This is a genomic window from Nocardia sp. NPDC051750, assembly GCF_044453135.1.
Taxonomy (GTDB): Bacteria; Actinomycetota; Actinomycetes; order Mycobacteriales; family Mycobacteriaceae; genus Nocardia.
Genome location: NZ_JBITCK010000005.1, coordinates 489,642 through 516,202, shown reverse-complemented (window position 1 = coordinate 516,202; position 26,561 = coordinate 489,642). Strand labels below are relative to the sequence as shown.

Genomic DNA, 26,561 nt, shown 5'->3' with positions numbered 1-26,561 from the left:
CTCATACGACAGCTCCGCCGTTGACGCCGATCGCCTGGCCGGTGATGTAGCTCGCGGCGTCCGAGCACAAGAATGTGCACACCGCGGCGAGTTCGTCGGCGGTCCCCACCCGGCCCGCCGGGATGATGCGGGCCATTGTCTGGGCGCCGGGGACCTGGCGGGCTTCCTGTGCGGCGCGCAGCATCGGGGTGTCCGCGGTGAACGGGGGCAGGGTATTGACCGTGATACCGCGGGCGGCGTATTCGAGTGCGACAGTTTTGGTCATGGCGATGACGCCGCCTTTGGATGCGGAGTAATGGCCTTGGCGCAGCGCGCCCACCTGGCCGGCGGCCGAGGAGATGGTGACGATGCGGCCCCAGTTACGTGCGGCCATATCCGGTAGAGCGGCCTGCATACACAAGAAGGTGCCGGTGAGGTTGATGGCGAGGTAGCGATTCCACTCCTCGAGGGTGATTTTCTCGAAGGAGGTGAACCCGGAGATACCGGCGCTGGTCACCAGGATGTCGACCGGACCGAGCTCGGACCGGAGTGTGCCGAAAGCCGAGTCCACCGCAGCCTTGTCGGCGACATCGACCTCGAAAGCAACTGCTTTGGTGCCGGTGGCGCGCAGTTCGCCGGCCACCTCCTCGGCTGCGGCACGGTCGCGGTCCAGTACACCGATGAACGAATGGTGCTGGGACAAGTGCTCGCAGATGGCCCGGCCGAGGCCGGACCCTCCTCCGGTGACGGCGACGACGCGTCCGGATTTCTCCATTGTTCACATCACTTTCGGCTGAATACAAGGGCAGATCAGGAGCGGTTCCACCTACACGGTGTGACCCGGACTACAGACAGGTTATACGGATGTATAGCGTATTTGCAGTAGTTGGGCAAGGCTTCCTGGAGGCGCTCAGCGGAGACGGTTCATCACGGTGAGGGCGGCGTCGACGGCGCTGAGTGCGATGCTGTGGGCCGCCGAAGCGCCGGCGGCCAGGGCGGCGAGCAAGTCGACATCCTTGCGGAGCAGGTCCCCGCCGTAGGTGGCCAGGAGGTCGAGGTTGCCGCCGAGAAGTGTGACCTGCCACGGTGCCGCCGGGTGCGAGCCCGGCCGGCCCACCGTCCTCCCGGTCAGGATCTCGCGTACATCGTCGTCGCTGACCACGCACAGGCACACCACATCGCTGCGAGCCGCCGGCTCGGCGGGTGACTGCGCGCTGCGCGGTGGTGGTGTCGAACGGTGTCGGTGTGGCGGGGCGGCGGGGCGGCGGGCCCACAACGTCGTCTCGAATCCGGACACGATGATGCGGCGAGCCATGGGTGCTCCCTGGCTGCCGAGTCCGATGAAGCCGGCTCGGGTCACCGGCCACTCCTATCGTTGCGTCGACCGATGGTTTCGGTCATCGCGCGCCGGGCCGCGGCCCCGACGGTCCACTCGCCGCCGGTGTCGGCACGACGACGCCCTGACGCTGTCCGCCTGTAGCGACCGGCCTGGTCGACGGCGAACTCGCCTGGGAACCCGCCGGTTCCGTCACGGCACCGGACGATGCCGCGCAGGCCCATCGCCTATGCGATCGTATAGCGTAGGCGGCGCGGCGCTGCCCGGACGTGGAATCGCGGAATCGATGCCGGGTGGTCCCGTATCGGAGGTTGTGGCCTCCCCTCGTCGCGCCGCGACTCGGCGTTCGCGGCCCGTATCGGTCCGGTGGCGCCCGGGCGCAGTTGCCGGGCGTGGGGACTATCGAGCTCGGCGGCGTACCGAGCGTTTGCGTGGTTGCGCAGAGTTTTTCGTCCCCAGGAATTGCTCGAAGGCGTCCACCAGTTCCTGGTGTGCGGTGTGCACGCCGACGCTCTCCTCCAGTTCGAGGAACTTCGGAATGCCCGAGATGAGCAGCAGCAACGCTCCCGGGGTCAGGTTGCCGCCGAACGGTCCCCGGCCGTCGAAGTTTTTCTCGAGTGCTTCCAGTTGAAGTTTGCGAACGCGTTCGGTGGCCTCGGCGATCTCGGCCTGAACCGATTTGCGGTGGTTGCCCAGCGCCATGAACTCCGTGGTGAGCGAGCTGGCCGCTTCGTCCCAGCTGTACTCCCAGATTACCTGGAGCAGATCTTCGGCGGGTGCATCCAGGGCCTTGGCCAGATAGCGGATATTACGCTCGGAATAGCGCTGGATCGCGGCGGAGAAGATCCCGTCGAGGGTGCGGAAGTAGTATTGGACCAGGCCGGGGGTCACCTCGGCTTCTGTGGCGACGGCACGAAAGGTGACCGCCGCGTATCCCTGCTCCAGCATCAACTTCTCGACGCAATCGAGCAGGATGTCACGCGTTTTCGATGTCTCCGAACCGAAACGCCGGGCCGCTCCCGCCATAGTCATCCTCCGATCATCGCCGAAACTCCATCCAACCATGCCGCGGTGCTATACGATCATATAGCACCGCTTCGTGCCCGGCGCCCTCTGCCGACCGGCCGAACGTGGCCCATCGAATCGTTCGACGCAGGAGACTCATGACCGCGAGTACCGAGACCACGAATGCCGACTACGAGGCGCTGCAGCGGGATGTGCTCGCTCTGCAACGCGACGTCCGATATCTGGCGGATCGTCTCGCGATCCTCGACTGTGTGGCCACACATGCCCGCGGGTGCGATCGGCACGATGCCGACCTGATCGCCGCCGCCTATCACGAGGACGGCGTCGACGAGCACGGCGCCGCAATCAATTCCGGGCCGGAATATGCTGAGTGGGCGAACCGGGCCCATGCCGCCACTTCGCAGGTGCATACCCACAACATCACCACGCATACGTGCGAGATCGACGGTGACACCGCGCACGCCGAAAGCTATGTGGTGGTGATTCTGCTCGGCCGGGACGGGCGCAACGTCCAGGTCATCACGGGCCGCTACCTCGACCGGCTCGAGCGCCGCGACGGCCGCTGGCGGATCGCCCTCCGGCGCTCGACCGTGGAGGCGATGTTCCTCGCCGACGGGTCGGTGCTGCAGTCGTCTCTGTTCAAGAAGGGGGCCTACCCGGTGGGCACACGCAATCACGAGGATCTGTCGTATGCCCGGCCGCTGACCATGGGCACCCCGGCGCCGGAGCATTGGTGACGCGCCTGAGTGGACCGCTGTGTCCGGCGCCTCCTGGCGATGTCAGGTCCACGGAGTGAGGACCAGCTTGCCGCGCAGCTGGGTGTTCTCGGCGAAGGCGTGCGCCTGTGCGGCGTCGGACAGCGGAAGTACCCGGTCGATATGAACCCGGACCGATCCCTCGACGACCAGTTCGCCGAGCCGGCGCAGCATGCTCGCCGAGGGTCGGCCGGTCACCGAACGCACCCGCGGGTCGTCGGGCGTATTCGCTGCCTGCGCACCGATATAGCGCCCGTCGGCGGCGAGTACCGATACGGACCGCCGGCCGTAGTCGCCGCCGACGAAATCCAGTACGACATCCACCTCGGATAGAATCTCGTCGAAAGCGATTGCGGTGTAATCGATCACCTGCCCGGCGCCGAGATGCCGCAAGAAATCCGAGTTGGTGGTTCGCGCGGTGGCGGTGACTCGGGCGCCGCGCAATACGGCGAGCTGCACGGCGAGATGCCCCACACCGCCGCTGCCGCCGTGAATCAGCACGTGCTCACCCTCCCGCACGGCGGCGAGGTCCAGGGCCTGCCAGGCGGTCAGTCCCGCGGTCGGCAGGGCGGCGGCGCGCAGGTCGTCCAGGCCCGGCGGACGCAGAGCCAACGCGCGCGCCGGGGCTGCGACGAATTCGCTGTAAGTTCCGGTAGCGGTGTGCGCCATACCGAAGACTTCACTGCCCACCGGGTGTACTGCGTCATCGCCGGAGGCGACGACGCGTCCGGAGATATCGAATCCGAGTGTGAACGGGGGCGCACCGAAGTGGGTCACTGTGCCGTCACGTAGTTTGCGATCTACGCTGTTGAGCGAGGTCGCGCCCAGTGCGATCAGTACTTCGCCGGGGCCCGGCTCGGGTCGCGGGGCCTCGGCGGTATGCAACACGTCCGGGCCTCCCAGAATCTGCTGGGTGACGATTTTCATCAGGTGGTCTCCTGCTCCGGGTCGGATGGGTTGTCGTGGTCCTGAGGTTCGATCCGATCGAGGAGGCCTTCGATGAAGGCCACAGTGTCGGAGTGGCCGAGGTCGACACCAAAGGCGCTTTCGAGGTGCAGCATGCGCGGAAGCGCGGTCAGAGTGAACACCAGTGCAGCGGGTGTGAGGCCGGCTTCACGCAGTGGGTAGCCGGGTTCGGATCGTTCGATCAGTTCGATCATCGCGGCGCGTACCCGCTTTCCACCGCGCCCGAGCGCCGCGCTGACATCCGGATTGTGTGCCGCCAGGGCCATCAGCTGTCCCAGCAGCGCGGTTCCCGCCGGATCACCGGCGTAACGCCACAGCGCGCGCAGTGGTCGCGAACGTCCGGTGAGCGCCCGCAGGTACGCGACCGCATCGTCGGTGCCGACCTCGGCGACGGCGACGAAAAGGGATTCCAAACGCGGAAAGTGGTACTGCACGAGGCCCGGGCTGACAGCGGCGGCGTGGGCGACGGCGCGGTAGGTCATCGCACCGTACCCGTCCCGCACCATCACCCGCCGCGCCGCGGCCACCAGCTGGTCTCTCGTGCCCGCACTACGGGCCCCGACCCCTCGAACCATTGCGGCAGGCACTCCCTCTCACATTCGATACTTTCGCTCTCAGATATGAGTATGCCATTCTTGTACGTATCACCAATGATGGAGGAGAAGTAGATGCCGCCCACAGTCGAAACACTGGACCCTTTCGGCGCGGAGATCTCCGGTCTCGCCGGCGCCGAGCTCAGCAGCGAGGCCGGGGCGGCGGAATGCCGGAATCTGCTGGCCCGCCATCATGTCCTGGTCTACCGGGACGTCGCGATCAGCGATGAAGAACTCGTTGCTCTCACCCGTCGCCTCGGTCGCCCGCTGCCGGCCCGTACCGGAGAGCACCGGTTCAGTGAAATCGACACCATCACGCTGGACCCCGGCCGCACCGACCCGCGCCTGGCCGCGCTGCGCCGCGGCAACTTCCTGTGGCACTTCGACGGCGCCACCGGCACCAGCCCGCAGAAAGCGACTCTGCTCGCCGCGCGGGAAATCCCCGAATCCGGCGGCGATACCGAATTCGCCGACACCACCCAGGCCTACCGCGAACTCAGTGCGGACCGGCGCCGTAAGCTGCACGGGTTGCGCGTCCTGCACAGCTTCGCCGCCGCTCAGCAGCGCGCCAACCCGGACGCGGACGAGGAACAACGCGCCCGCTGGGACGCCGTGCCCACTCGCGAGCATCCACTGACCTGGACGCACCGTGACGGACGTATTTCCCTGCTGGTCGGCGCCACCGCGCACCGGGTGACCGGTTTACCGGAGGACGAAGGGGCCGGTCTGCTCGAAGAACTCGAAAACTGGGTGACCCAGCCCCGTTTCGTACTTCGCCACCAGTGGCGTGAGGGCGATCTGGTCGTCTGGAACAACACCACTCTGCTGCACCGTGCCCGTCCGTTCGCGGCCACCGCCCGTCGCCTCATGCACCGCACCACGCTCGTGGGTGACGAAACAACCGATCAGCAGTGAGCCCCCGTATCGCCGGTAGGGTCGCCGGGGTATGGCCGCTCCGGACCGCGATCGCCGGAATAAGTCCAGGCGGCGGAGCGGTCCGGCCCACGCTGCCGGCCCGGAATGCGCCGGTGATGCGACGAGGTCCCGGTAACCGCCCGGCCACAGCAGCAGATACCGCGGGCCGGGACTTCCCTCATCGGAGACCCGGCCCGCGGTATCCGGTTCAATCGGCGTAGGTGGGCGGCGTGTCGCCGGACTGGTAGACGGTGGGATCACCGATCATCTCGTAATCGGTCTTCCATTGCGTATGGATTGCTTCGTAGGCGCCGGTGAGCGGAGGTCGGCAGTCTTGGCGGTGCCTCCGGCCGACGCGGGCCTGGCGATCCGGGCCGGACCGCCGTTAGGGAACCGCGGGATCATCGCCGCATCGGGCGCAAGTGTCTCACTGAAGTACACCCGGTGGCCGAGAGCCCAGGGATCGACGGGTCGTCGAGCCATCGGTCAATCGGTCGGTGGTCGGCAACAACCTCGTCCGGCCGTCTCCGGCACCGGATTGCGGTGTTCTGCCGATGCCGAGTTGGCAGTCGCTGCATACTGATGTTGACATCGATGTTGATGTCTGTGGTATCCCGGTGCGCGGCCGCGGAGAAACCGTCACGGTGTCTCGGCCGGCGACCGGGCGACTATAGGAAGGCGGTCCATGAACAGTCCTGCGATGAGCTACGGGAGACGGCTGGCCGAGCTGGCGGAGGAGCGTCCGGACGATCTCGCTGTCCGATTCATTCTGCTCGATGGAACCGAACCCGCCTTCAGTTGGCGTGAGCTGCACCAGCGTTCGAGTCAAGTGGCCGCCGCGCTGGCGGCGCGGGGTCTGGCCGTGGGTGACCGCTTGGCGTTGAGTTTGCGTAATACTCCCGAATTCGTGCTGGGTGCGCTTGCCGCGTGGAAACTCGGTGCGGTGCCGGTGCCGGTCCGCTGGGACCTGCCGGAGTGGGAATTGTCGCGGCTGCGGGAGGTGGTCGATGCGAAAGTGAATCTCGCGCCGGCCGATATCCCGTGGCTCCGCCAGACCGCCGAGGACGAGATTTCCGAACTTCCGGATGCCATCGCACCGCAACGGTTCGGGATCTGTAGCAGTGGTTCCACCGGGATGCCCAAGGTGATCCTGCCCGGGTATCCGGGGATCTGGGACGAGTACCTGGGGACACCGTTCGCGCAACTCTGGCAGCCGGTTCCGCGGCCGGAGACGGTGATGGTGCTGGCGCCGCTGTATCACACGAACGGCTTCTCCACCCTGTTGAGCCTGCTGGCCGGAGACCGGCTCGTCATCTTGGAGAAGTTCGATGCGGCACGAGTGCTGGATGTGATCGAACGGCATCGGGTGTCGACCTTCACCGCAACTCCGACGATGCTGAAGCGTATCGCCGATGTGCCCGGGGTAGTGCAGCGCGATCTGTCGAGCTTGCAATGGATACTGCAGGGTGCGGCACCCATGCCGCCGTCTCTGATGCGCCGCTGGATCGAGTTGGTCGGTCCGGAGCGAATGTTCATGGCCTACGGTATGACCGAGGCATTCGGGCTGACCGCATTGCGCGGCGACGAATGGCTGACCCACGAGGGCAGTGTGGGGCGTGGCTTCCGGGATACCGAGATGCGAATACTCGACGAGGACGGTAGGGAACTACCCCCGGGACAGATCGGCACGCTCTATCTGCGGTCGTCGATCGGGGGCGGCTACACCTACCTCGGCGACGCGCCCCGCGCGGCCGCCACCGCCGACGGATTCTGCAGCGCCGGCGATATGGGCTATCTCGACGACGAGGGGTATTTGTACCTGAAGGACCGAGCGGCGGATCTGATCCTCTCCGGCGGCGCGAATGTGTTCCCGGCCGAGGTGGAGGCGGCGCTCATCGACCACCCGAAGATCGCCGACGTGGTGGTGATCGGGCTGCGCGACCCGGATTGGGGGCGCCGGGTGCACGTCGTTCTGGAACCGGCCGACCCTGCCGATCCGCCGGCCGCCGAGGAGATCATCGCCTACGCCAAGAGCCGGCTGGCTGCCTACAAGGTGCCGAAGACGGTCGAGGTGATCGAAGAGATTCCGCGTAGCGCCGCGACGAAAGTCAATCGTAAGGCGATGATCGAGGCGCGCGGCGGCTGACGAGCACCCGGTGGAATAGCTGCGACGGCTCGTCTACGTGAGCTCGTTCGTCGGCAACGAGGTGTCCGATCCGGCCGGCCGGACGGTTCGGGTGGTGGGAAACCGGAAGGAGATGCGGGTGACGGGCAGGGTGGAGGAGCGCGTGAAGGCCGGTTTCGTCGTCGGGGGTTGCCCGGACCAGGCCGCCCGGCTCGAACGGCTTCCCATCGACTCCCTTTGGGCCGGTGGCCATATCGCTTCCCGTAACCCGTCGACGGAAGCAATGATCACCCTGGCCCGGCTCTCCGCGGTGACCGAACGGGTACGCCTCGGTACGGCTGTGCTGCCGTTGCCGCTGTATCCGCCGGCGGTAATCGCGAAGCAGGTGGCGGATCTGGACCGGGCAACCGGCGGCCGGCTGACGCTCGGGGTCGGCATCGGCGGCGAGTATCCGCAGGAGTTCCGTGCCTGCCGAGTTCCCCGGCGGGAGCGCGGCAGGCGTGCCGACGAGGCGATACCGCTACTGCGTCGCCTGTGGACCGCCCAATGGATCTCGCACGATGGGCCTTTCTACCCGATGACCGATGTGCGCATCCATCCCGCGCCGGTCCAGCCGGGCGGACCGCCGATCATCGTTGCGGGCCGGAAGGAGCGGGCGATGCGCCGGGCGGCGCTGGTGGGTGACGGATGGATGCCCTACCTGTACTCACCGCGCCGCTACGCTGCGGCGGCCCGGACCATCCGGGCCTGTGCCGACGAGGTCGGCCGTGATCTGTCCGGCTTCGAATGGTGCGCCTTCGTATTCGTCAATATCGACCGGGACGGTACCCGCGCTCGGCAAGAGGCGGCGCGAACGATCGGCGGTACCTATAACCAGGACTTGAACGACATGATCGACAGCGTCGCCGCTGCGGGGACTCCGGAGGAGGTGACCCGCAGGCTCCAGGAATTCGTCGCCGCCGGCGCGCGGCATTTCATTTTCCTGCCGGTACCGGGCGCCGGTGCCGCGGACGCGGTGGTCCGGACGTTGGTCGACGAGATCCTTCCCGCGCTGCTCTGACCCGCCGCATACCGACTGGGTGGCGGTGCCGACATAGCGATCACCACGCGGATCGCGCGTGGACGCCGGGCCGGGCGATGGTGCGGGGGTGCCACCTTCGCGTGGCACCCCTCAGGGTCGCTGTCATACACCGACGGCGGCGAACGATTCGTGGTCGGCGGCAGCCGTGCCGAGACGGTGCTGGAGCACCGTGGTGATGGCGGGATCGACCTTCAGGGTGATGCCCCACAGATAGAAGCCGTGAATGATGCCCCGGCGAATACCGGACCATGCCTCGTCCCAGGAAGGCGCGTCCACGCCCGCCGCGCGTAGATGATCCAAGTAGTGCCGCAGGAGCGCTTTCTCGTTGTGGCGCCGATCCTCGACGGTGAGCGTGGAGGCGATATGGTAGCCGACATCGAGGTACCAGGGCCCGCGCTGAACCAGCTGCCAGTCGAGGAACGACGGCCGGCCGTGGCTGTCGAGGTAGAGATTGCCGACGTGGGGGTCGCCGTGGATGACCGACCACGGTTGCGCGGTATGGGCTTGCGCCGCCAGTGCCCGGTACGCGGCGACGAGCCGGTCGGCGTCGCGGATCTCCGACGGCACCCCCGCGCCGATTTCACTGTGGAAATTGTCGCGGATCTCCTTGACGCCACGCCCCATCAGAAGTGACTCGAAGCGCGAACTCAGCCAGTCGGCGGTGCCCAGTGCCGGGTCTCCCCAGGTCGCGGCATGCAGGGTGGCGAGTTCGGCGAGGCTGTCGGCCGCCAGACCGGGTGTGTAATCGCTGGTGGCGTCGAGGAATACCGCGTCCTGCGCGACAACGTCCTCGGTGATGACCACACCATGCCGGGTTTCCTCGTCCACGTCCGCGTACACGCTGCGTAGTGTTCGTATACCGCTCGTCGAGGCGAGGTGCCGGTAGAAGAAGGCTTCGGAAACACCAGCCTGCCGGGCCGGCCAGCAGCCGGTGTCCATGAAGTAGCCCTTACCGCACAGATCAGGGGAGAGGCCTTCCGGAAGACCGCCCGCTCCCTCCATATGGAAACGGACGTTGGTCGAGACCCGGCTCACGACAGGTCCCGGCGTGACATGGGTGATGCGCACATCGGGAAAGCGCGTGCCGAGTGCCCGGGTGAGCCATTCCGGAGACAGGAGTTCGGTCATGGTTCGGGGGACAGGGGTTTGTTGTTCGGTCGGTGAAGCCACGATGCCTCTTCCCTGTGGTGTTCGAGCATTCCGTTGGTGCGCAGCCGATCACCGGGCTCATCGGCAGGTGACCGGACGGAATCGAGTGGGGCCGATGTAGTGGTGTGGATCGGTGGACCGGCACCCCGAGCTGATCTCTCCGACGAGAGTATCCGAATGTCGATATTGACATCGACATTATTGATGAATCCGGGCCCGGTGCATAGCGGATGCAGCCGAGTGCGGGCACGCCTGCGGTATCGAGCGTTGGAGTTCACGGGTTGCGGTGACCTCGCCGCCGGGGCGCAGTGCGCTGTGCCGGATCAGTAACCGGTGTCGCTACCTGCGGCCTTGGCGGCGCGGCGGGCGGCATCGACGACCTGCCGTCCGATGGCGCTGACCTCTCGGCCTGTGAGCTCGTGCTGCGGGCCCATCACCATCAGCGATACCGCGGCGCGGCCGGTCGCGTCGAAGACCGGCGCGGAGATCTGCGTCAACCGGATGACTGCCTCGTCATCGATATTCGTTGCCAGATACTCGGTGTGCTGCATCCGTCCGGCGAGTTCCTCGCGGCGGAGTGCGTGCTCGTTACCCGGGGCGCTGAGTGCGATCTCGAAGACGGAGTCGAGGTCCCGGATGCGGTGGGGCGCGGGCGTTACCGAGATGCTGTAACCCCGGCGGCGGATCGCGTCCAGTGCCTTCTGCCAACGGTCCGGTTCTTCCTCCGGGGCGGCTTCGTCGGCCTGTGCCAGCCAGGCGGCTGCTTTCGTGCTGTCCCAGGCGACGAAAACGGCGCCGAACGGGGGAGCGATGGGTACCGCCTGGCCCGGCCGTGGCCGCAGGCCCAGGGGTGGGCCCCAATCGGAGACAGTCACCACCCGCGTCTCGTTCCCGATCGGTGCGGAAACTGCCACGCACGCGTTCAGTGTCCGAGCCAGGCCTTCCGCTTCGACGCCGGCGGCATTCAGGATCGGATTGGCCGCTCGGGCCGCATCGCCCAGGGCGATACAGAATCCCCCCAGCTCATATCGGAGTTCGGGTCCGCGGCGGACCACCAAGCCGAGTTCGGCGAGGGCCTGCAATGCGGAATCGCATGTCGCGCGGGGTATATCGGTAGCGCGCGCCAATTCGGCAATGGAGTAGGAGGTGGACGGTTGCCGGGCCATGTGCTGCAGGAGCTGGCCGGCGCGAACAACGGCCGGGGAAGGCTTGATGGGCATGTCACCCCCCTCGCATCGGCGCACTACCCCTGACGTGGACATCCAACAATAGCCGGTCGGCCGATCCGGTCGTCGCGGAGCACTTCGTACCAGTGTCGGCGACGGTCGTCCGGCGGTGTGGAAAAGGGCGTGATACCGGCGGTTTCGCCACATTCACCGCGGGCCGGCGGTAATCTGTCTGCCAGACGCAATATTGACGTCGATATCAAGATTGCTGAGTCGAAGATGTGCCCCATGGACGTCCATGGTTCCCGGCTGGGTTCGATGGCCGGACGGTGTGAGCGGATCGAAAATTCAGCCTCATCCCGGGAGGGCCAATGACGGTCGAACCCCCGCCGGCCAACGCATCCGGAGCACGCCGTGAGGCGCTACTTCTGGTCATGTTGATCGCCATCGAAGTCTTCGCGGTTACCGAGACGGCGATGGCGTTCGCGGCGGTCCCCACGTTCATGAGGGTCTTCGAGGTCGACGCCGCCGCTGTCGGCTGGACGACAACGGCCTACCTTCTCGTCGGTGCAGGCTCCGCAGCCACCTGTGGGCGGCTCGGCGATATCTTCGGCCGTAAGAGAATCCTGACTCTCATTCTGCTGGGTGCTGCGGCCGGGTCGCTGGTCAGCGCGCTGGCCGTCGACCTGTGGATGGTCATACTCGGCCGCGGGTTGCAAGGCCTGTCCGCCGGGGCCATCGCGATCTCGATCGGTCTGATCCGGGAGTTGCTGCCGGCCCCGCGGGTGCCGGTAGCGATCGCTCTGCTCGGCGGAATTGTGCCCATTTCCAGTGGTATCGGAGCACTGCTCGCCGGGGTCCTGCTGGACCTGAGCGGCTGGCGGCTGATGTTCGGCGTCGCCGTCGTCCTGGGCATCGGCTCGGCGCTGATCTCCTACTTCGGGCTGCCACCGACCACCGGTATCACGCCGCGGCCGACGGTCGATATCGTCGGTGCCGTTCTCCTGGTGCCGGCGACCGCCGGCGTGCTGTTCGGGCTCACGAAGGGGAATGTGTGGGGCTGGACCGACGGAGGGGTGCTGCTGCCCATCGGGTTCGGCCTGGTGGCGTTGTCGGCCTGGATCTGGTGGGAGCTGCGGGTTCCCGAGCCGATTGTCGATATGCGGCAGTTCAGGAATCGCAAGGTCGGGCTGACGACGGTGGCCACGATTCTCATCGGAATGGGACCGATGGGGGCCCTGGCGATGCTCGCCCCGATGATTCTGCAGCTACCGAAAGAAACGTCGATCGGTCACGGCCTGACACCGACCACGGCCGGAGTGGTGCAACTCGCGCTCTGTGTCGTCTGCTACGTGGGGGCATGGTCGAGTGGGTGGATCGCTGCGCGGGTCGGGGCGCGCTGGTCGCTGGCCACCGCGTGCGTTCTCTACATTGCCGGAACCTGCCTGTGGTTCTTCATGACCGACAGTCTCGCGGGCACGATCATTTGCCTGGGCGTGACCCTCATCGGGCAGAATATGAGCTATCCTGCCATGCCGAATCTGATCGTAGAATCGGTGCCGCCGGAGCAGACCGGCGCGGCCAATGGGATGAACCGGGTGACGCTGAATTTCGGCGTGGCCGCAGGTACCTCGGTGATCGGCGTAATTCTGTCCGCAAACGCGGCCGCCGGTTCGCATCTGCCTACCGAATCGGCGCTCTACGCCGGCTTCGTATTCATCATTGCCACGTCCACGGTTGGTCTTGTGCTGGCGCTGTTGATCGGTGGTCGTCACCGGCCCGCCGAGTCGGGCATGCCGCGTGCCGCGACTCGCGGAACCGAGAAAACGGTGGCCTGACGCCGCATATCTGCAATGTCCCGGTCCGGTCCGGTCCGAGGGCCCGGGACTGTGGCCCGCAGCACCGTCCAGGGTGGCGTTCCATTGCAGCATCGGCTGATCCAGCGCCACCCCTGTGGTGTACGGCGTTGGGGCAGAGGCGAAAGCGGCGTCCGTCGATTCGAGCGATCTGCTTGTGCCTCAAGTCACAGGGCACTATCATTTAGTCACTGACGCTGAAATACTAGCGCATACGCTGATGGAAACTCGGGCCTTGCCTGTCAGGTGTGGCGCCCCTCCTATTGATCCTCCGATCTCGCCCGAGACGTAATCGTCATCGGCCGGACCGGGCATATGGCTGCTGGTGCGGCCGCCGGGCCTAGAGCCGGGCCCGGTGCGGCGCGCAGGTCCGGCCGACCCGGGCCGTCTCCACCGATCAACCAGGTATCACTGCCGGAACAAGGAGCCAGACGTGGACGATCGCGCGTTCAGCGGCTTGCGAGTAGTCGAGTTGGCGCAATGGGTTTTCGTCCCGGTCGCCGGTGCGCTGCTCGCCGATTGGGGAGCGGACGTGGTTCGCATCGAACGCATCGAGGGCGACCCCTATCGCGGTCTCGCCACCCAGGGCATAGGCACGGACAGCGGTGGCGTCAATCTTTCGCTGGCACTGGCGAATCGGGGTAAACGGTCGGTCGCCCTGGATCTGCGGGCGGACAGCGGGCGGGCCGTTCTCGAGCAACTGCTCGAAACCGCTGATGTGTTCCTCACCAACTTCCGGCCCGGCGCACTCGGCCGTTTGGGGCTCGACGCGGAAACACTGACCGCACGGTATCCGAAACTGGTGTATGCCCGCGGGCACGGTTACGGCGCACACGGTTCCGACGCCGATCTGCCCGGCTACGATTCCTCGGCGTTCTGGGCGCGCGGCGGGATGGCCCATGTCCTGACACCACCGGACCGCGCGAACCCCATCAGCCAACGTGGTGCGATGGGCGACCGCAACGCTGCCATGGCACTGGCCTTCGGGATCGCCTCCGCGCTGATACGTCGCCAGCGCACCGGCCGGGGAACTGTGGTCGACGTCTCGCTGCTCGCCACCGCCATGTGGACGTTGTCGTCTGATCTGCTCGCCGCACTCCAGGGGCAGAAGCCACGGGCCGTATCCGGCAACGAGCAGTCGCCCAACCCGCTGGTCGGCACATATCGGACGAAGGATGCACGGCATATCCAGCTGGTCTTTCTCCAGGGCGACCGATACTGGGCCGACTTCTGCCGGCTGGTTGGGCGAGACGAATTGGTGGACGACCCACGCTTCGCGGATCTGGCCGCTCGCCGGGAGAACCGGAACGCTTGTATCGCCGAGCTCGTGACCGTGTTCGCCACAAGGACATTCGCGGAGTGGAAAGAATTGCTGGCCGGTATCGATGCGCCGTGGGCGCCGGTGCAGTCCGTGGAGGAGTTGCTCGAGGATCCACAGGTGTTGGCGAACGGCTATCTCGGCGAGGTGGTCGATCAGGACGTGAAGTACCGGCTGCCGACTGTGCCGGTGCAGTTCGACGGCCACCCGCCGGCGCTGACGCGGGCGCCCGAACACGGGGAGCACACCGAAACGGTCCTGCTGGAATTGGGCCACACATGGGACCAGATCAACGCACTGAAGGACGCCGGAGTCGTCCTGTGACACATGCTGAGAAGAACCCGGAGGTGGGGCGGCCGGTGCCGGTACCGGATGAGCAGTCTGCGCCCTTCTGGGATGCGGCTGCGGCCCATATTCTCACCGCCGCCCGGTGTGGCCGGTGCCTGATGTTCACTGTGGCACCGGGCCACATCTGCCCGCATTGCGCGAGCATCGAACCACGGTTCGCGTTCGAGCCGGTCGGCGGGGCCGGAGTCGTGCGCACCTGGACGATGGTCCGCCAGTCGTTCCTGCCCGGCTTCGCTGCGGACGTCCCTTTTGTTCTCGTCGATGTCGAACTGGCCGAACAGGCCGAACTCCGGTTGATCGGCCGGCTGCTCGACGGTCCCCGGGGCTCGGGTCGAGATCGGGTCCGCGGTGCGCGTTGCCTTCGAGGACATCGGGCCCGGTGTTTCCGTTCCCGCCTTCGTTCTCGCAGGACCGAACCCAGCGGAGGCGCAGATATGAGCGGCCGGTTCGGGGCGAGCAACAAGGTGGCCATTGCGGGTTATATGCACAGCACCGTGCGACGACACGCCGATCGTCCACTGGGTGTGCTCGCGGTGGATACCGCCCGGGGTGCGATCATGGACGCCGGACTGGAACTCGCCGAGGTGGACGGTATCGTCGCCGCGTCATTGTTTCCCACCGCGGGGTCACACACCGTCGAGGACGGGGTGAGTACCGTGACCGCCACGTGGATGGCCGAACACCTCGGCGCGCGGGCCCGGTACGTCGCGGGATTCCAAGGGATCGGCCAGGTTTCCGGGGCGCTGGCGCTGGCCGTCAATGCCGTGGCAACCGGTGCCGCCGACACCGTGCTCTTCTACCGGGCGCTGCACAATCCCCGGGGGAGCTACCACGGGAATTCGATGCGGGTGATCGCCGGACAGCAGCAATGGACCGCGCCGGCCGGTTATTTCGGGCCCCTGGCGATGATCGCGCTGCCGTACAACGAATACCTGCAGCGATACGGAGCCGACCGGGAAGCAATGGTGGCCGTGGTCGTCGAGGCACGGAAGAACGGCGCGCGCATCCCCTGGTCCTACTGGTACGAAAAACCGCTCACCGCGGCGGAGTACCTGGCGGCGCCGATGCTCGCCGACCCGGTGTGCCGCTACGACTGCGATATCCCGGTCGACGGTGTGGCCGCTTTCGTGCTCACTTCGGCGGAGCGGGCGCGGGACCTGCCTCATCGTCCGGTCCATATCAGCGGCTACGCGCATTCCGCGCCGGCACCGCATCGGTTGCCCCTGCACTGGCCGCTCGACGACATCATGGCAGGTGGCGCCGAGACCGCACGTCGATTGTGGGAGAGCGCCGGTGTGGGGCCGGACGAGGTGGACCTGCCCCAGGTGTACGACGGATTCTCCCCATTCGTCTGGTTCTGGCTGGAAGTACTCGGCTACTGCCCGGTCGGGGACGCGCACGAGTTCGTCCGGGACGGCCGGATCGATAGCGACCGTCCCGACGGACTGCCGGTGCTGTCCAGCGGCGGTGCCCTGGGAAACGGCCGGATGCACGGGATTCCGCAGATGCTCGAGTGCTATCTGCAACTCGCGGGCCGTGCCGGAGCGCGCCAGCGTGCGAAGGCGACGATCGGTGTCGCCTGCCAGTCCTCACCGCATTACGGGGGCGCCGTCGTGTACAGCGCCGAGCCGTTCTGATCTCGCCAGTTCGATGAAGGGACCCGACCGTGACGAACGTTCCACACTGGTGCTCCTATGTGGCCGGGAAATGGCTGGACGGCGGTGAGGTGTTCACCGTGGAGAATCCGGCGGACGAAACGGTCGTGGCGGAAATCGCCGCGGCCTCCGTCGGGGATATCGCCAGGGCTGTTGCGGAGGCGCGCGGCAGCTTCGACAGCGGAGGGTGGTCCGAGCTGCCCGCGCGGGAACGGGCGCAGATCCTGCATGCCTTTCTCGATCACCTCGAAAGCGCCCGTGCGGTACTCGTCGAGGTGATCGTCGCCGAGGCCGGGCAACCGGTGTTCTTCGCCGAGGGCATCCAGTTCCACAGCACGCTGGCCATCGCGCGGTCGACGATCGACCTGTATCTGTCGATGGCGCACGAGGAGACGAATCCCGTCCCGGTCGACGAACTGGTGCGCGGCGGCGCGACCCTGAGTATCCGGCGGCACGAACCGGTGGGGGTGGTGGCGGCCATCACGCCCTACAACGCGGCCTTCATCATGGGGCTGCAGAAGCTGATTCCGGCGCTGATGGCGGGCAATTCGGTGATTCTGCGCCCGAGCCCGTTGACCCCCATCTCCTCCCTGCTGTTCGGTGCCGCGGCGGAGGTCGCGGGTATACCGCCGGGTGTGCTCAGTGTGGTGGTGGAACCCGGCGCCGCGGGGGCGGAGCTGCTCACCACGGACCCGGCGGTGGATATGGTGTCGTTCACCGGATCCACCGCGGTGGGCCGGGCGATCCTGGCCCAGGCCGCACCCACGGTGAAGCGGGTGGGCCTGGAGCTCGGGGGCAAGTCGGCGCAGATCTATCTGCCCGATGCCGTCGACCGGGCGGCGCAGGGGGCCGCTGCGGTGGTGGCGGCCACCGCCGGCCAGGCGTGCATCGCTGCGACACGCATGCTGGTACCGCAGGAACGCAAAGACGAGGTTCTCGCCGCGGTGTCCCAGGCCTACGCGAGCATCAAGGTCGGCCCACCCAGCGACCGCACGGCCTTGATGGGCCCGGTGATCAGCGCCGGTCAGCGGGAACGGTGCGAGCGGTATGTGGCGCTGGCACAGGACCGCGGGGGCCGCGTGGCCTTCGGCGGCGGCCGGCCCGAGGGCCTGGAGCGTGGCTACTACTTCGAGCCGACCGTGCTGGATCTGCCGGACAACGACAACCCGGCTGCACGCGAGGAGATCTTCGGCCCGGTGATCTCGGTGATCGGCTACCAGGATATCGACGACGCCGTACGGATCGCCAACGGCAGTGATTTCGGGCTCTCGGGCCAGGTCTACGGCGGTGATGTGGCCGCGGCCACGGCAGTCGCGCGCCGTCTGCGGACCGGTGCGGTCAATGTCAATGCCGGACTCTACAGCGCGTATGCCCCCAGCGGCGGATACAAGCACAGCGGTCTCGGCCGCGAGCGCGGAACCGACGGTATCCGCGGGTTCCAGGAACTCAAACACATGGCTATCGCAAACCTCCGCTGAGCCCTGCGGGGCGAACCACGAGCGGAGCCGGCCTGCACGAAGGTCGCTGAAGAAAGGACAGATGATGAGCAGTGAACTCAACCTGGACTGGATGATCTCGGTCGACGATCACGTTCTGGAGCCGCCGAATGTATGGGTGGATCGGGTGCCGAGCAAGGACCGGGACCGGGCACCGCATATGGAAGCCGACGACTCCGGAATGGACTACTGGGTCTACGACGGCAAAAAACTTCCCAGCTCCGGACTCAGCGCCGTGGTGGGCAAGTCCAAAGAGGAATTCAGCCCGGAACCGGTGCCCTACAGCGAGATGGCGCCGGGCTGCTATGACGCCACGGCGCGCGTGGCGGATATGAACCGGGCGGGAGTGCTCGCCTCGTTGTGCTTCCCGTCGGTTACCAGGTTCTGCGGTCAGCTCTTCTACGAAGCTTCCGACCGGGAGTTCGGGTTCACCTGCCTGCAGGCATACAACGATTGGATGATCGAGGAATGGTGCGGGGCCGCGCCCGGCCGCTATATCCCGCTCATCCTGATTCCGCTGTGGGATCCGATGCTCGCGACGAAGGAGATGGAGCGCTGCGCGGACAAGGGAGCGACGTCGTTCGCCTTCTCGGAAAACCCGGAGCCGCTCGGCCTGCCGACCATCCATGACCTCGATGGGTATTGGGATCCGGTCATGGCGGCGGCGAACGATCTGGAGATGGTCGTGTCGATGCATGTCGGCTCGTCGTCGACGTTGCCGCAGATCTGCTCGAACGCGCCGTTCATGGCCAACCTCACCTGGGGTGCCACCAGGACGTCGGGGACAATGCTGTCGTTCCTGTTCAGTGGACTGTTCCAGCGTTTCCCGAAGCTGAAGATCGCGCTCTCGGAAGGGGAGGCCGGGTGGGCGCCCTACTTCCTGGAACGTGCCGAGCAGGTACTCGACAAGCAGCGCCACTGGGTCAAGCGTGGCCAGGTGTTCGCCGATCATGCCGGTAGTGGCGCGATCGACCTGGACAACCTGGATTTGCGCGGGGATTTCCGCGATCACATCTACCTGTGCATCATCGACGATGCGCACGCGATCGCGAGTCTCGGCGAGATCCCTGAGGACAACTTGATGTGCGAGACCGACTACCCGCACTCCGATACGACCTTCCCCGATTCCATTCAGGTGGTGAAGAACCGTATCGGTCATCTGTCCCCGGAAACGCAGTACAAGATCCTGCGCGGCAATGCCGAGCGCCTGTACCGCTTCGAGCCCGCCGAACCGCCGGTTCTGACCCGGGCCTGAGTCCGGCTGGGCAACTGCCGACCCCGCCGCGCGGCGGCGGGCACCGGTGCTTTGCGCCCGGTATCCAATGAGGAAGGAACGTGACGGCAATGTTGCTGGACGCGAAAAGCGCCGTGGTCACCGGCGCGGGCTCGGGCGTGGGGCGCGCGACCGCGCTGCGGTTCGCCCAGGAGGGTGCGCAGGTGGTGTGCGCCGATATCAGCCCGGAACGGGTCGAAGAGACCGCGCTGCTCGTCGAGAAGGCGGGGGGCGCGGCGGTGGCCGTCCGGGCCGATGTCACCGCGGAAAGAGAGGTGGTGGCGATGCTCGAGGCGGCGGTCGCGAACTTCGGCCGCCTGGATATCGTGTTCAACAACGTCGGTATTCCCACCCCGCGGTTCGGCACACTGCTCGAAGAGCACTCGGTGGCGGATTTCGATCGGTTGACGGCGGTGAACTTGCGCGGTGTCTTCCTGGGCTGCAAACACGCGGTGCTGCGCTTCAAGGAACAGGGTGGCGGCGGGGTCATCCTCAACACTGGATCGGTTGCGGGCCTGGTCGGTTGGGGTGGTTCGGTGTACGGCGCCACCAAAGGCGGTGTGCACCAGCTGACCCGCGCGGTCGCGATCGAGGGCGCACCGTTCGGTATCCGGGCCAATGCCATCTGCCCGGCGGGCATGCCGCACACGAATTTCTTCGCGGCCGGGGGGCTCGGTGCCGATGCCGCCGTACCGTCGGAGGAGATGGTCCGGCAGGCCGGTGCCCAGCATCCGCTCGGACAACCGATCACCGCCGAGGACTGCGCCGCGGCGGCTGTGTACCTGGTATCGGATTCGGCTGCCAACGTCACGGGAGTGCTGCTCCCGGTCGACGGTGGATACGTGGCGAGGTGAGCAAGATGTCGGAGACACATGCACTCGACCGGGAGCAGATCCGGCAACTGTTCGATCTGCGCAGCAGCTACAACCAGGGTATGGGTGGTGATTTCACCACTGATCCGTATCCGATCTGGCGGGAGCTGAGGGAGACCGGACCGGTGCACAAGGGCACCGTGCACAAGCTGACCGGCTATCCGGGCGAGGCATTCTTCCAAGGGCTGCCCGAACCCGATCGGCCGCACTACTCGGCCTTCGGTTATGCGGCGCTGGATGCCGCGTATCGCAACAACGTGGTGTTCGCCTCCGCACCGGAAGAGGTAGACCCGGCCGGCGGCGCCGGGGTGGCGAACAGTTTGCTGAACATGGGCGGTGAACAGCACCGACGCTACCGGGCACTGGTCCAGCGGTCGTTCGTTCCGGGCCGGACGGGCTGGTGGATCGACAACTGGATCGAGGACACGGTCCAGGGGCTGATCGACGGGTTCATCGACGACGGTCACGCCGAACTGAATGTGGACTTCTGCGCGGCCATTCCGGTGCTGACAATTACCGGCAGCTTCGGTATCCCGGTCGCCGAGGCGCTCGAGGTCCGCCGGATCATGCATGATCCGGTCGAGATCGTGCGACGGCTCGAACCCATTGTCGCCGCCCGCCGCCGGGAACCTCAGGACGATCTTATCAGCGTGCTGGTGGCGGCCGAACTCGCCGAGCCCGACGGCAGCTCCCACCGCCTCAGCGATGCCGAGATCTACTCCTTCGCAATTCTGCTGCTACTCGCCGGTTCCGGGACGACGTGGAAACAGATGGGTATCACGCTGACCGCGCTGTTGCAGCGCCCGGCGCTGCTGGAGCAGGTCCGGGCGGACCGTTCGTTGTTGCGCCCGGTGATCGAGGAAGCGCTGCGGTGGATGCCCACCGACCCGATGTTCTCCCGTTACGTCACCACGGATACCGATTTCTTCGGCACCCTGCTGCCGGCGGGAGCTGTACTGCACCTGTGCCTGGGCGCGGCCAACCGGGATCCGCAAAGATGGGAACGGCCGGACGAATTCGATATCACTCGAAAGTTGCGTGCCTCGTTCGCTTTCGGCGGCGGCGTCCACACCTGCCTCGGTATGCACCTCGCCCGGGCGGAGATCAGCACCGGGATCGCGGCGCTGCTGGACCGCCTGCCCGATCTGCGATTGAACCCTGACGTCGAACCGCCCCGTTTCATCGGTATGTACGAACGCGGCGTCACCGAGATCCCCGTACTTTTCGGATAGTGAGGACAGCTGTGAGTGTGAGGGAACCCGGTTACGTGCCGCCCGATCTCGGTCTGGTCGGCGACGCACATATCGCGCGCTACCGCGAAACCGGCGGCGAGGTGGGCTACGAGTGGAACGGTGTGGCCACCTTGCTGTTGACCACCACCGGGCGGCGTACCGGTGCGCAGCGCACGTCCGCGCTCATCTTCGGCCGAGACGGCGCAGACTATCTCGTCATCGCCTCCAAAGGCGGCGCCCCCGCGCATCCTGGCTGGTATCTGAATCTGGAGGCGCACCCGCAGGCCGAAATCCAGGTACGCGCCGAGCATATCCCGGTGATCGGACGGACGGCGACCGCCGCTGAACGGCCCCGGCTGTGGCAGATCATGACCGATCTGTGGCCCAACTATGACGTCTATCGGACTCGTACCGATCGGGTTATTCCGGTCGTTGTGCTCTCACCACGGTGAGCTCGCCGGGAGCTGTGGTGCCTGCCGCCGTTCAGTTGCGCGTGGCGGCCGGCCCTTGGCCGGGGTAGCGCATGCCGAGCGCGTTCACCCAGATTCGGGTGAGCTGCTCGGTGGCGGTCTCGAGGTCGAAGTCGTTGTCGGTGTTGAACAGGTTGTCGGCGAAATGAGCAACCATTCCGCCGAGTGCCTGGGCCGCATAGGCAGGGTGGACCAGCGGGTCGGCGTCACCCGATTCCTGGAGTCGGCGGATGCGGCGCTCGATGACCTCGGCGAAGGCATTCTGCCGTTGGAGGCGGGTGGCCCGGACATCGGCATCGATGGTGGAGACCTGGTGAATAACGCTCATGATCTTGGCGTTCGCGCCGTAGGCCCGCAGATAGTGTTCATTGGCCAGGCGGATCCGTTCGACGGGATCGGTGTCCTCGGGCGCCGGTTCGATAGCGAGCAGATCGAGTTCGATCGAATCGGCCACTTCGGTGAAGATCTCTTCCTTCGTCACGAAGTAGGTGTAAAAGGAGCCGTGCGAGATCCCGGCTGTGGTGCAGACGTCGGTGATGCGCGCGTGGACGAAGCCGTCACGCTCGAAAACTTCCTTGGCCGCATCGAGAAGTCGGCGCCGTGTCTCGCGGCCGCGGTAGGTGCGCCCCGTGCCGCGCCGCTTCTCGGGTCCCGCGGCGTTGCGGCCCCGGCTGGCATTGGAGATGGCCGGCTTCCGGCCGGTGACCTCCGGCATGAGTGGTCCTTTCCGTGGAAATGATCGATGAGCTCGCCGTGACGATTCCAGTGCCCGGACCGGCCGATCCGACCGCGTCGTGCGAAAACTCGGCCCGCACCGGGCAACTATAGCGATGTCGACATCAATGTTTATTCGTCGCGCCGGCCGTTCTCGTGCTCATGGTCGTAGCCCCGACTCGGTGCGGAGACCGCCCGAGGCGCATCGTGGGAGCGACCCCGATCGCCGGTCTTGAGAATGGCGCGGCTCACGTCGATCGGTTGCAGCCGGTCGATGGGCAGCACCCGCGCGAAGGCCTGGAGGTCACTTCCATCGGTCATCGGCGAGTGCGGATTGTGGATCATGAAGGTGTCGACGGCGGTCGGATGGATGATATTCACCCGTACTCGGTGACCGCCGAGCAATCTTGCCCAGCCTCGCCAGTCCGACCAGGCCGTGTTTAACGGCGCTGCAACCGGACATCCCTCCCGAACCGTCCGTCATGCCTTTGGAGTCCGGCGGTGGAGCCGGTGATCACAATCGCGCCACCCCGGCCCTGCTCGATGAGCGGGCGCTCGGGGGACCTTCAAGGTATTGAATACGCCCGTGAGCATTACGCCGATGGCGTCGCCCCAGCGAGCCGCGGAGTGTCCCAGCGATTTTTCGGATCTGTCGCTGTGCAGCACCCCGGCGTTCGCAAGCACGATATCCACCCCACCCATTCGGTGATGCCGTGCTGGAGGGCTCGGTCCAGGGCACGGATATCGCGGACGTCGGCCACCGCAGTAACACATCTCCGGCCAGTCGCCTCAACGAGCCGGGCGGACTCGGTGAGATCGGCCTCGGTAGCCATCGGGTAGGGCACGGTGGGGCTATCGGTGCAGATGTCCACCGCGATGATGTCGGCTCCGTTTTCGGCGAGAAGTACTGAGTGCGAGCGTCCTTGGCCGCGTCCGGTGCCGGTGATGAACGCGACCTTTCCGCCCAGCTGTCTCGTGGTGTCGAGGCCTCCTCGTATCCGGCGTGTCGGCGGCTCGCGGGCCAGCCGGCTACGGTATCAAATATCGACGTCGAATCGATATTTACGGAAGGCTGGTGCAGTGCCGGCTATGTCCGGAGTGTTGCGAAAATAGCTACGCGATGAGGTTTACGCCCGGGTGGATCGGAACGGTTTCCTTCTGAAAGCTATGCCCGCGTCCATAACGTTGGCGTCCGCCCCTCCAGCTCGACCTCTTCGACGGTTGCCATACGGTGCTGAAGCTCGTAATGCTGAAGCTCGTAATTCTGCCTTTGTCCGCAGGCGCGACACGGCCGCCGCGCTGAAGCAGTGGCTGGAGCAGCGGGGATGGTTAGAGGACTCACCCGCCACGCTGACCGGTACAAGCGGACTCCGGCCCCTCGGCCGCATCACCCTGCGATTGGGTTGCCGAATGTAGTCGTCGAAGGTTCGCGCCAGCTGGCCCTGACCGGGTGATGCAGAGAAGAGATCTTCCAGCCGGAGACCGAGCCGCTGAAGTAGAGCCGTGCGGCGTCGAGGTCTTCGGTGGTCAACACGGCCTCCGCGGGGTGTCGGTCGCGGCGTCCCCCGGCTACACCCGAACGCGCTCCGTATCGTCCCTCTACGACGCGGTCAGTGACATTGCAGTGAAGCGACCGTCTTGACAGTCGACCCTCTTCTCGAACTCATCGAAGAGGTAACGAGGTGCTCCGGCGCCGAAGGGGTTGTGCGCCGGAAGATCACGAGGTAGGTGCGACTCCGATGGTCGCGGTCACCGGTGCGCAGGCATCGGCTTCCACAGTGACGGTGACCTTCCCCGGCGCGGTGGGCCGTACGATCGCGAGTGCCTGTCCGTCGAAGGTCCGGCGGCGACCGGTACCGAAGTTCTCGTCGGTGACCGGAGCTGCGCTGCCCAGTCCCTGCAGAACTCCCGCACCGTGCACAGCCACGCGGATTTCGCGCTCGGCGCCGGTGTGGACGACGCCCGCCTCGTCGGTGACGGCGATGCCGATGAACGCCAGATCTGTGGTGTCGGCGCGCAGTACGTGGCGGTCGATCGTCAGTGTCAGTTGCTGTGCCTCGCCGGCCGAGGCCAGGGCTGTCCGGCCGGTCGGTTCCCCGTTCCGGTAGGTGACGGCGGTGAGTTCGCCGGGCCGGTAGGTGACCTCGAAGTCGGCGCGGAAAGCACGCTCCGCGCCGACAGGGTTGCGTGCCAGTACTTCTCCGTCGAGCAGGAGCTCGACCTCATCGCCGTCGGCGTACACCTCGACGTGTACCGGGTCGCCTTCGTGGCCGGGCCAGCTCCAGCTCGCGACGGTGTCGCTCCAGGCCCAGGGGGTGGCGACCGCGATCGGCCTTCCGTGGTTTCGCGGTGGTTGCACCGCGATCCAGGGATCTGTGCGGAGTCCGAAAACGATCTCGCGGTAGTAGGACACGGGCCTGCGGTGTCCGGTCAGGTCGAGATCGCCGCAGTTGGCGGTGAGTCCTGGGTAGCCGGGGGAGAACCCTGTCCCTTCGTTCGCCGTGTCCGCGTAGCGGATCAGTCCGATTCCGGTTTCGCCGAGGTAGTCGAGTCCGGTCCAGGTGAAGTCCCCGATGACGTGGGGCAATCGCGCCACCAGTGCCCAGTTGCGGTCGATCATCGTCGGCCAGGTCTCGGTTCCCAGGACAACGCGATCGGGGAACAGCTTTTGGTCGAGTTCGTAGCGGGATTCGCCATAGTTCATTCCGGCGATGTCCAGCGCGGCGAACGACTCCTGGGTTCGCTCGGTGACAGCGGGGGAGGCAGTGATCTGCCCCATCAGTTCGCTGAACTGGTGCATCATCCCGTTCACCCCGGCGCCGGTGGGCTCGTCGCTCGTGGCCGATTCCGTGGATGTCCTACGCTGTCGCATCCCGTCGAGCACGAGGTCGAGGGCCGAGACGAACCCGTTGATGCCATTGGTCACCGGGCGGGTGGGGTCGAGGTCGCGCAGCACCCGCACCATCCGCCTGGTCCATCGGCCACCGTCGGGCGTGCCGGTTTCGGGATTCTCGTTGCCGATGCTGTAGGCCAGCACGCTGGGGTGGTGGAAATCCTTGGCCACCATTGCTGCCAAGTCACGCTCCCACCACTGCGGGAAGTCCGCGGAGTAGTCGAAGTCGCTCTTGCCCTGGATCCACATGTCGAAGGCTTCGTCGATGACGTACATACCCAGCCGGTCGCAGGCATCGAGCAGGGCACTGCTGGCCGGGTGGTGCGAGCTGCGAACGGCATTGAACCCGGCCGCCTTCAGCAACTCGATCTTGCGCTCCTCGGCCCGCCCGGTCGCGGCGGCACCGAGCGGTCCGTTGTCGGCGTGCAGGCACGCACCGCGTAACTTCACCGGATTGCCGTTGATCCGCAGTCCGCGGCGGGAGTCGACCTGGACGGTTCGGATCCCGAAGGGGACTTCGACCTTGTCCAAGCGCCGGTCGCCGCTGCTTACCGCGACACGGGCGATGTACCGGTGTGGTGTCTCTGCGCTCCACCGCCGCGGGCGTTGGATCAGCATGCGGAGTCGTGAGGTGTCGCTCCCGCCGGGAAGGACCGTCATGGGTGTAGTCGCGCGGGTGATCTCGGCGCCGGCCTCGCCGGTCAGGGTGGCTTCGACCGTGATCGCTGCTGCCACTGTGCCGGCGTTGTCCACCTGCGCGGAAACCTCGACAAGGGCGAATTCGTCGTCGACGTCCGGCGTCGTGACCCGGACACCGTCGACAGCCAGGTGGACCGCGTTCTTCCTGATGAGGTGTACGTCCCGGTAGATACCGCAGCCGGTGTACCAGCGGCTGTCGAGGTGTGACCGGCACGCTACTGTCACCTCGTTCTCCGCGTCGAACCGCAGGAACGGGTCGATCCGGACCACGAAGCGGGAGTAGCCGTATGAGTGCCGACCGGCGAGCGCGCCGTTGACTGTGACCACCGCATCGCGGTACACACCGTCGAACTCGAGATAGACAAGGGTGCCCCGCTCGTCCTCGGGGACGGGAAAGTTCTTGCGATATTCGAACGCCCCGTCGGGGAAATAGCCGTTGGTGTGCCCGCCGGGCGCATCGGGGTGGCGATCGGCTTCGATCAGGGCATCGTGTGGCAGGGTGACCGGGATCCATGCCGCCACTTGGGAACCTCCGAGTTCCTGGAACGGGGTCACCTTCCGGCGGTAGCTCCAGTTCCGGTTGAAATCCTCGCGTGACATGCTCTGCCTTCCTCGGCGAAAACTCTCGACAGGAAAAAGGGTGT

Annotated in this window: 21 protein-coding genes and 2 pseudogenes; 13 read left to right on the top strand and 10 right to left on the bottom strand. The window is 66.3% G+C overall.

Annotation, left to right across the window (positions count from 1 at the left end):
* Position 1: 1 nt before the first annotated feature.
* From ACIA75_RS24255 to ACIA75_RS24245, 3 genes and pseudogenes are all read right to left on the bottom strand, one after another.
* A complete protein-coding gene (locus ACIA75_RS24255; protein WP_397107679.1) occupies positions 2 to 754 on the bottom strand; it encodes an SDR family NAD(P)-dependent oxidoreductase in 753 nt (250 codons plus the stop codon).
* A gap of 292 nt (positions 755 to 1,046) precedes the next feature.
* Positions 1,047 to 1,294 (bottom strand): annotated as a pseudogene (locus ACIA75_RS24250) (NAD(P)-binding domain-containing protein); the annotation flags it as partial.
* Positions 1,295 to 1,714: 420 nt separating this feature from the next.
* Positions 1,715 to 2,341, bottom strand: a complete 627-nt coding sequence (locus tag ACIA75_RS24245; protein WP_397108022.1) for a TetR/AcrR family transcriptional regulator — start codon at positions 2,339 to 2,341, stop codon at positions 1,715 to 1,717.
* Between the two features lie 137 nt (positions 2,342 to 2,478).
* Here ACIA75_RS24245 and ACIA75_RS24240 point away from each other — a divergent pair, with 137 nt between their 5' ends.
* The gene (locus ACIA75_RS24240) at positions 2,479 to 3,078 is read left to right on the top strand and encodes a nuclear transport factor 2 family protein (protein ID WP_397107677.1); all 600 of its coding nucleotides are present in this window, start codon (positions 2,479 to 2,481) and stop codon (positions 3,076 to 3,078) included.
* Positions 3,079 to 3,120: 42 nt separating this feature from the next.
* Here ACIA75_RS24240 and ACIA75_RS24235 read toward each other — a convergent pair whose 3' ends face one another.
* Together ACIA75_RS24235 and ACIA75_RS24230 are read right to left on the bottom strand one after the other, a co-directional pair.
* Entirely contained in the window at positions 3,121 to 4,023 is a 903-nt protein-coding gene (locus ACIA75_RS24235) for an NADP-dependent oxidoreductase (RefSeq protein ID WP_397107674.1), read from the bottom strand.
* Positions 4,023 to 4,637, bottom strand: coding sequence for a TetR/AcrR family transcriptional regulator (locus tag ACIA75_RS24230; protein WP_397107672.1), 615 nt, complete (start codon positions 4,635 to 4,637; stop codon positions 4,023 to 4,025). The genes ACIA75_RS24235 and ACIA75_RS24230 overlap by 1 nt, the downstream gene beginning before the upstream one ends.
* Positions 4,638 to 4,730: 93 nt before the next feature.
* Between ACIA75_RS24230 and ACIA75_RS24225 the strand changes: the two genes are divergently transcribed.
* The 3 genes from ACIA75_RS24225 to ACIA75_RS24215 all read left to right on the top strand — a co-directional run bounded on the left by ACIA75_RS24225 (position 4,731) and on the right by ACIA75_RS24215 (position 8,755).
* On the top strand, positions 4,731 to 5,570 hold the full coding sequence (locus ACIA75_RS24225; RefSeq protein ID WP_397107670.1) for a TauD/TfdA dioxygenase family protein: 840 nt from the start codon (positions 4,731 to 4,733) through the stop codon (positions 5,568 to 5,570).
* A gap of 700 nt (positions 5,571 to 6,270) precedes the next feature.
* On the top strand, positions 6,271 to 7,716 hold the full coding sequence (locus ACIA75_RS24220) for a class I adenylate-forming enzyme family protein (RefSeq protein ID WP_397107667.1): 1,446 nt from the start codon (positions 6,271 to 6,273) through the stop codon (positions 7,714 to 7,716).
* A 118-nt stretch (positions 7,717 to 7,834) separates the two neighbouring features.
* Entirely contained in the window at positions 7,835 to 8,755 is a 921-nt protein-coding gene (locus ACIA75_RS24215; protein WP_397107665.1) for an LLM class flavin-dependent oxidoreductase, read from the top strand.
* 123 nt (positions 8,756 to 8,878) lie between these two features.
* Here the strand turns inward: ACIA75_RS24215 and ACIA75_RS24210 are convergent, their stop codons facing one another.
* A complete protein-coding gene (locus ACIA75_RS24210) occupies positions 8,879 to 9,946 on the bottom strand; it encodes an aminoglycoside phosphotransferase family protein (protein WP_397107664.1) in 1,068 nt (355 codons plus the stop codon).
* 302 nt (positions 9,947 to 10,248) lie between these two features.
* Positions 10,249 to 11,145, bottom strand: coding sequence for a helix-turn-helix domain-containing protein (locus tag ACIA75_RS24205; protein WP_397107662.1), 897 nt, complete (start codon positions 11,143 to 11,145; stop codon positions 10,249 to 10,251).
* Between the two features lie 317 nt (positions 11,146 to 11,462).
* On the opposite strand from ACIA75_RS24205, the gene ACIA75_RS24200 reads away from it, so the two are divergent.
* The 9 genes and pseudogenes from ACIA75_RS24200 to ACIA75_RS24160 all read left to right on the top strand — a co-directional run bounded on the left by ACIA75_RS24200 (position 11,463) and on the right by ACIA75_RS24160 (position 21,593).
* The gene (locus ACIA75_RS24200; protein WP_397107659.1) at positions 11,463 to 12,929 is read left to right on the top strand and encodes an MFS transporter; all 1,467 of its coding nucleotides are present in this window, start codon (positions 11,463 to 11,465) and stop codon (positions 12,927 to 12,929) included.
* A 451-nt stretch (positions 12,930 to 13,380) separates the two neighbouring features.
* Positions 13,381 to 14,589, top strand: coding sequence for a CaiB/BaiF CoA transferase family protein (locus tag ACIA75_RS24195; RefSeq protein ID WP_397107657.1), 1,209 nt, complete (start codon positions 13,381 to 13,383; stop codon positions 14,587 to 14,589).
* Positions 14,544 to 14,882 (top strand): annotated as a pseudogene (locus ACIA75_RS24190) (OB-fold domain-containing protein); the annotation flags it as partial. The gene ACIA75_RS24195 and the pseudogene ACIA75_RS24190, both read left to right, overlap by 46 nt.
* Before the next feature lie 165 nt (positions 14,883 to 15,047).
* A complete protein-coding gene (locus tag ACIA75_RS24185; protein WP_397108020.1) occupies positions 15,048 to 16,250 on the top strand; it encodes a thiolase family protein in 1,203 nt (400 codons plus the stop codon).
* Between the two features lie 29 nt (positions 16,251 to 16,279).
* Positions 16,280 to 17,746 carry an aldehyde dehydrogenase family protein gene (locus ACIA75_RS24180; RefSeq protein WP_397107655.1) on the top strand — a complete coding sequence of 489 codons (1,467 nt, stop codon included), beginning with the start codon at positions 16,280 to 16,282 and terminating at the stop codon, positions 17,744 to 17,746.
* Between the two features lie 64 nt (positions 17,747 to 17,810).
* On the top strand, positions 17,811 to 19,019 hold the full coding sequence (locus tag ACIA75_RS24175) for an amidohydrolase family protein (protein ID WP_397107653.1): 1,209 nt from the start codon (positions 17,811 to 17,813) through the stop codon (positions 19,017 to 19,019).
* An 89-nt stretch (positions 19,020 to 19,108) separates the two neighbouring features.
* On the top strand, positions 19,109 to 19,891 hold the full coding sequence (locus tag ACIA75_RS24170) for an SDR family NAD(P)-dependent oxidoreductase (RefSeq protein WP_397108018.1): 783 nt from the start codon (positions 19,109 to 19,111) through the stop codon (positions 19,889 to 19,891).
* 5 nt (positions 19,892 to 19,896) lie between these two features.
* On the top strand, positions 19,897 to 21,141 hold the full coding sequence (locus tag ACIA75_RS24165; RefSeq protein WP_397107651.1) for a cytochrome P450: 1,245 nt from the start codon (positions 19,897 to 19,899) through the stop codon (positions 21,139 to 21,141).
* A gap of 17 nt (positions 21,142 to 21,158) precedes the next feature.
* Positions 21,159 to 21,593 carry a nitroreductase family deazaflavin-dependent oxidoreductase gene (locus ACIA75_RS24160; protein ID WP_397108017.1) on the top strand — a complete coding sequence of 145 codons (435 nt, stop codon included), beginning with the start codon at positions 21,159 to 21,161 and terminating at the stop codon, positions 21,591 to 21,593.
* A gap of 31 nt (positions 21,594 to 21,624) precedes the next feature.
* On the opposite strand, the gene ACIA75_RS24155 is transcribed toward ACIA75_RS24160, so the two are convergent.
* The 3 genes from ACIA75_RS24155 to ACIA75_RS24145 form a co-directional block, all read right to left on the bottom strand.
* Positions 21,625 to 22,326, bottom strand: a complete 702-nt coding sequence (locus tag ACIA75_RS24155) for a TetR/AcrR family transcriptional regulator (protein ID WP_397107649.1) — start codon at positions 22,324 to 22,326, stop codon at positions 21,625 to 21,627.
* A 131-nt stretch (positions 22,327 to 22,457) separates the two neighbouring features.
* Positions 22,458 to 22,706, bottom strand: coding sequence for a hypothetical protein (locus tag ACIA75_RS24150; protein WP_397107647.1), 249 nt, complete (start codon positions 22,704 to 22,706; stop codon positions 22,458 to 22,460).
* Positions 22,707 to 24,042: 1,336 nt separating this feature from the next.
* Positions 24,043 to 26,517, bottom strand: a complete 2,475-nt coding sequence (locus tag ACIA75_RS24145; RefSeq protein ID WP_397107645.1) for a glycoside hydrolase family 2 TIM barrel-domain containing protein — start codon at positions 26,515 to 26,517, stop codon at positions 24,043 to 24,045.
* Positions 26,518 to 26,561 lie beyond the last annotated feature (44 nt).

What these genes read in the sequence shown, in the direction of transcription:
- ACIA75_RS24240 (WP_397107677.1), top strand. Translation starts at nt 2,479, where the DNA reads ATGACCGCGAGTACCGAGACCACGAATGCCGACTACGAGGCGCTGCAG.
- ACIA75_RS24245 (WP_397108022.1), bottom strand. Translation starts at nt 2,341, where the DNA reads ATGGCGGGAGCGGCCCGGCGTTTCGGTTCGGAGACATCGAAAACGCGT.
- ACIA75_RS24235 (WP_397107674.1), bottom strand. Translation starts at nt 4,023, where the DNA reads ATGAAAATCGTCACCCAGCAGATTCTGGGAGGCCCGGACGTGTTGCAT.
- ACIA75_RS24155 (WP_397107649.1), bottom strand. Translation starts at nt 22,326, where the DNA reads ATGCCGGAGGTCACCGGCCGGAAGCCGGCCATCTCCAATGCCAGCCGG.
- ACIA75_RS24200 (WP_397107659.1), top strand. Translation starts at nt 11,463, where the DNA reads ATGACGGTCGAACCCCCGCCGGCCAACGCATCCGGAGCACGCCGTGAG.
- ACIA75_RS24230 (WP_397107672.1), bottom strand. Translation starts at nt 4,637, where the DNA reads ATGGTTCGAGGGGTCGGGGCCCGTAGTGCGGGCACGAGAGACCAGCTG.
- ACIA75_RS24205 (WP_397107662.1), bottom strand. Translation starts at nt 11,145, where the DNA reads ATGCCCATCAAGCCTTCCCCGGCCGTTGTTCGCGCCGGCCAGCTCCTG.
- ACIA75_RS24220 (WP_397107667.1), top strand. Translation starts at nt 6,271, where the DNA reads ATGAGCTACGGGAGACGGCTGGCCGAGCTGGCGGAGGAGCGTCCGGAC.
- ACIA75_RS24145 (WP_397107645.1), bottom strand. Translation starts at nt 26,517, where the DNA reads ATGTCACGCGAGGATTTCAACCGGAACTGGAGCTACCGCCGGAAGGTG.
- ACIA75_RS24165 (WP_397107651.1), top strand. Translation starts at nt 19,897, where the DNA reads ATGTCGGAGACACATGCACTCGACCGGGAGCAGATCCGGCAACTGTTC.
- ACIA75_RS24175 (WP_397107653.1), top strand. Translation starts at nt 17,811, where the DNA reads ATGAGCAGTGAACTCAACCTGGACTGGATGATCTCGGTCGACGATCAC.
- ACIA75_RS24225 (WP_397107670.1), top strand. Translation starts at nt 4,731, where the DNA reads ATGCCGCCCACAGTCGAAACACTGGACCCTTTCGGCGCGGAGATCTCC.
- ACIA75_RS24255 (WP_397107679.1), bottom strand. Translation starts at nt 754, where the DNA reads ATGGAGAAATCCGGACGCGTCGTCGCCGTCACCGGAGGAGGGTCCGGC.
- ACIA75_RS24170 (WP_397108018.1), top strand. Translation starts at nt 19,109, where the DNA reads ATGTTGCTGGACGCGAAAAGCGCCGTGGTCACCGGCGCGGGCTCGGGC.
- ACIA75_RS24185 (WP_397108020.1), top strand. Translation starts at nt 15,048, where the DNA reads ATGAGCGGCCGGTTCGGGGCGAGCAACAAGGTGGCCATTGCGGGTTAT.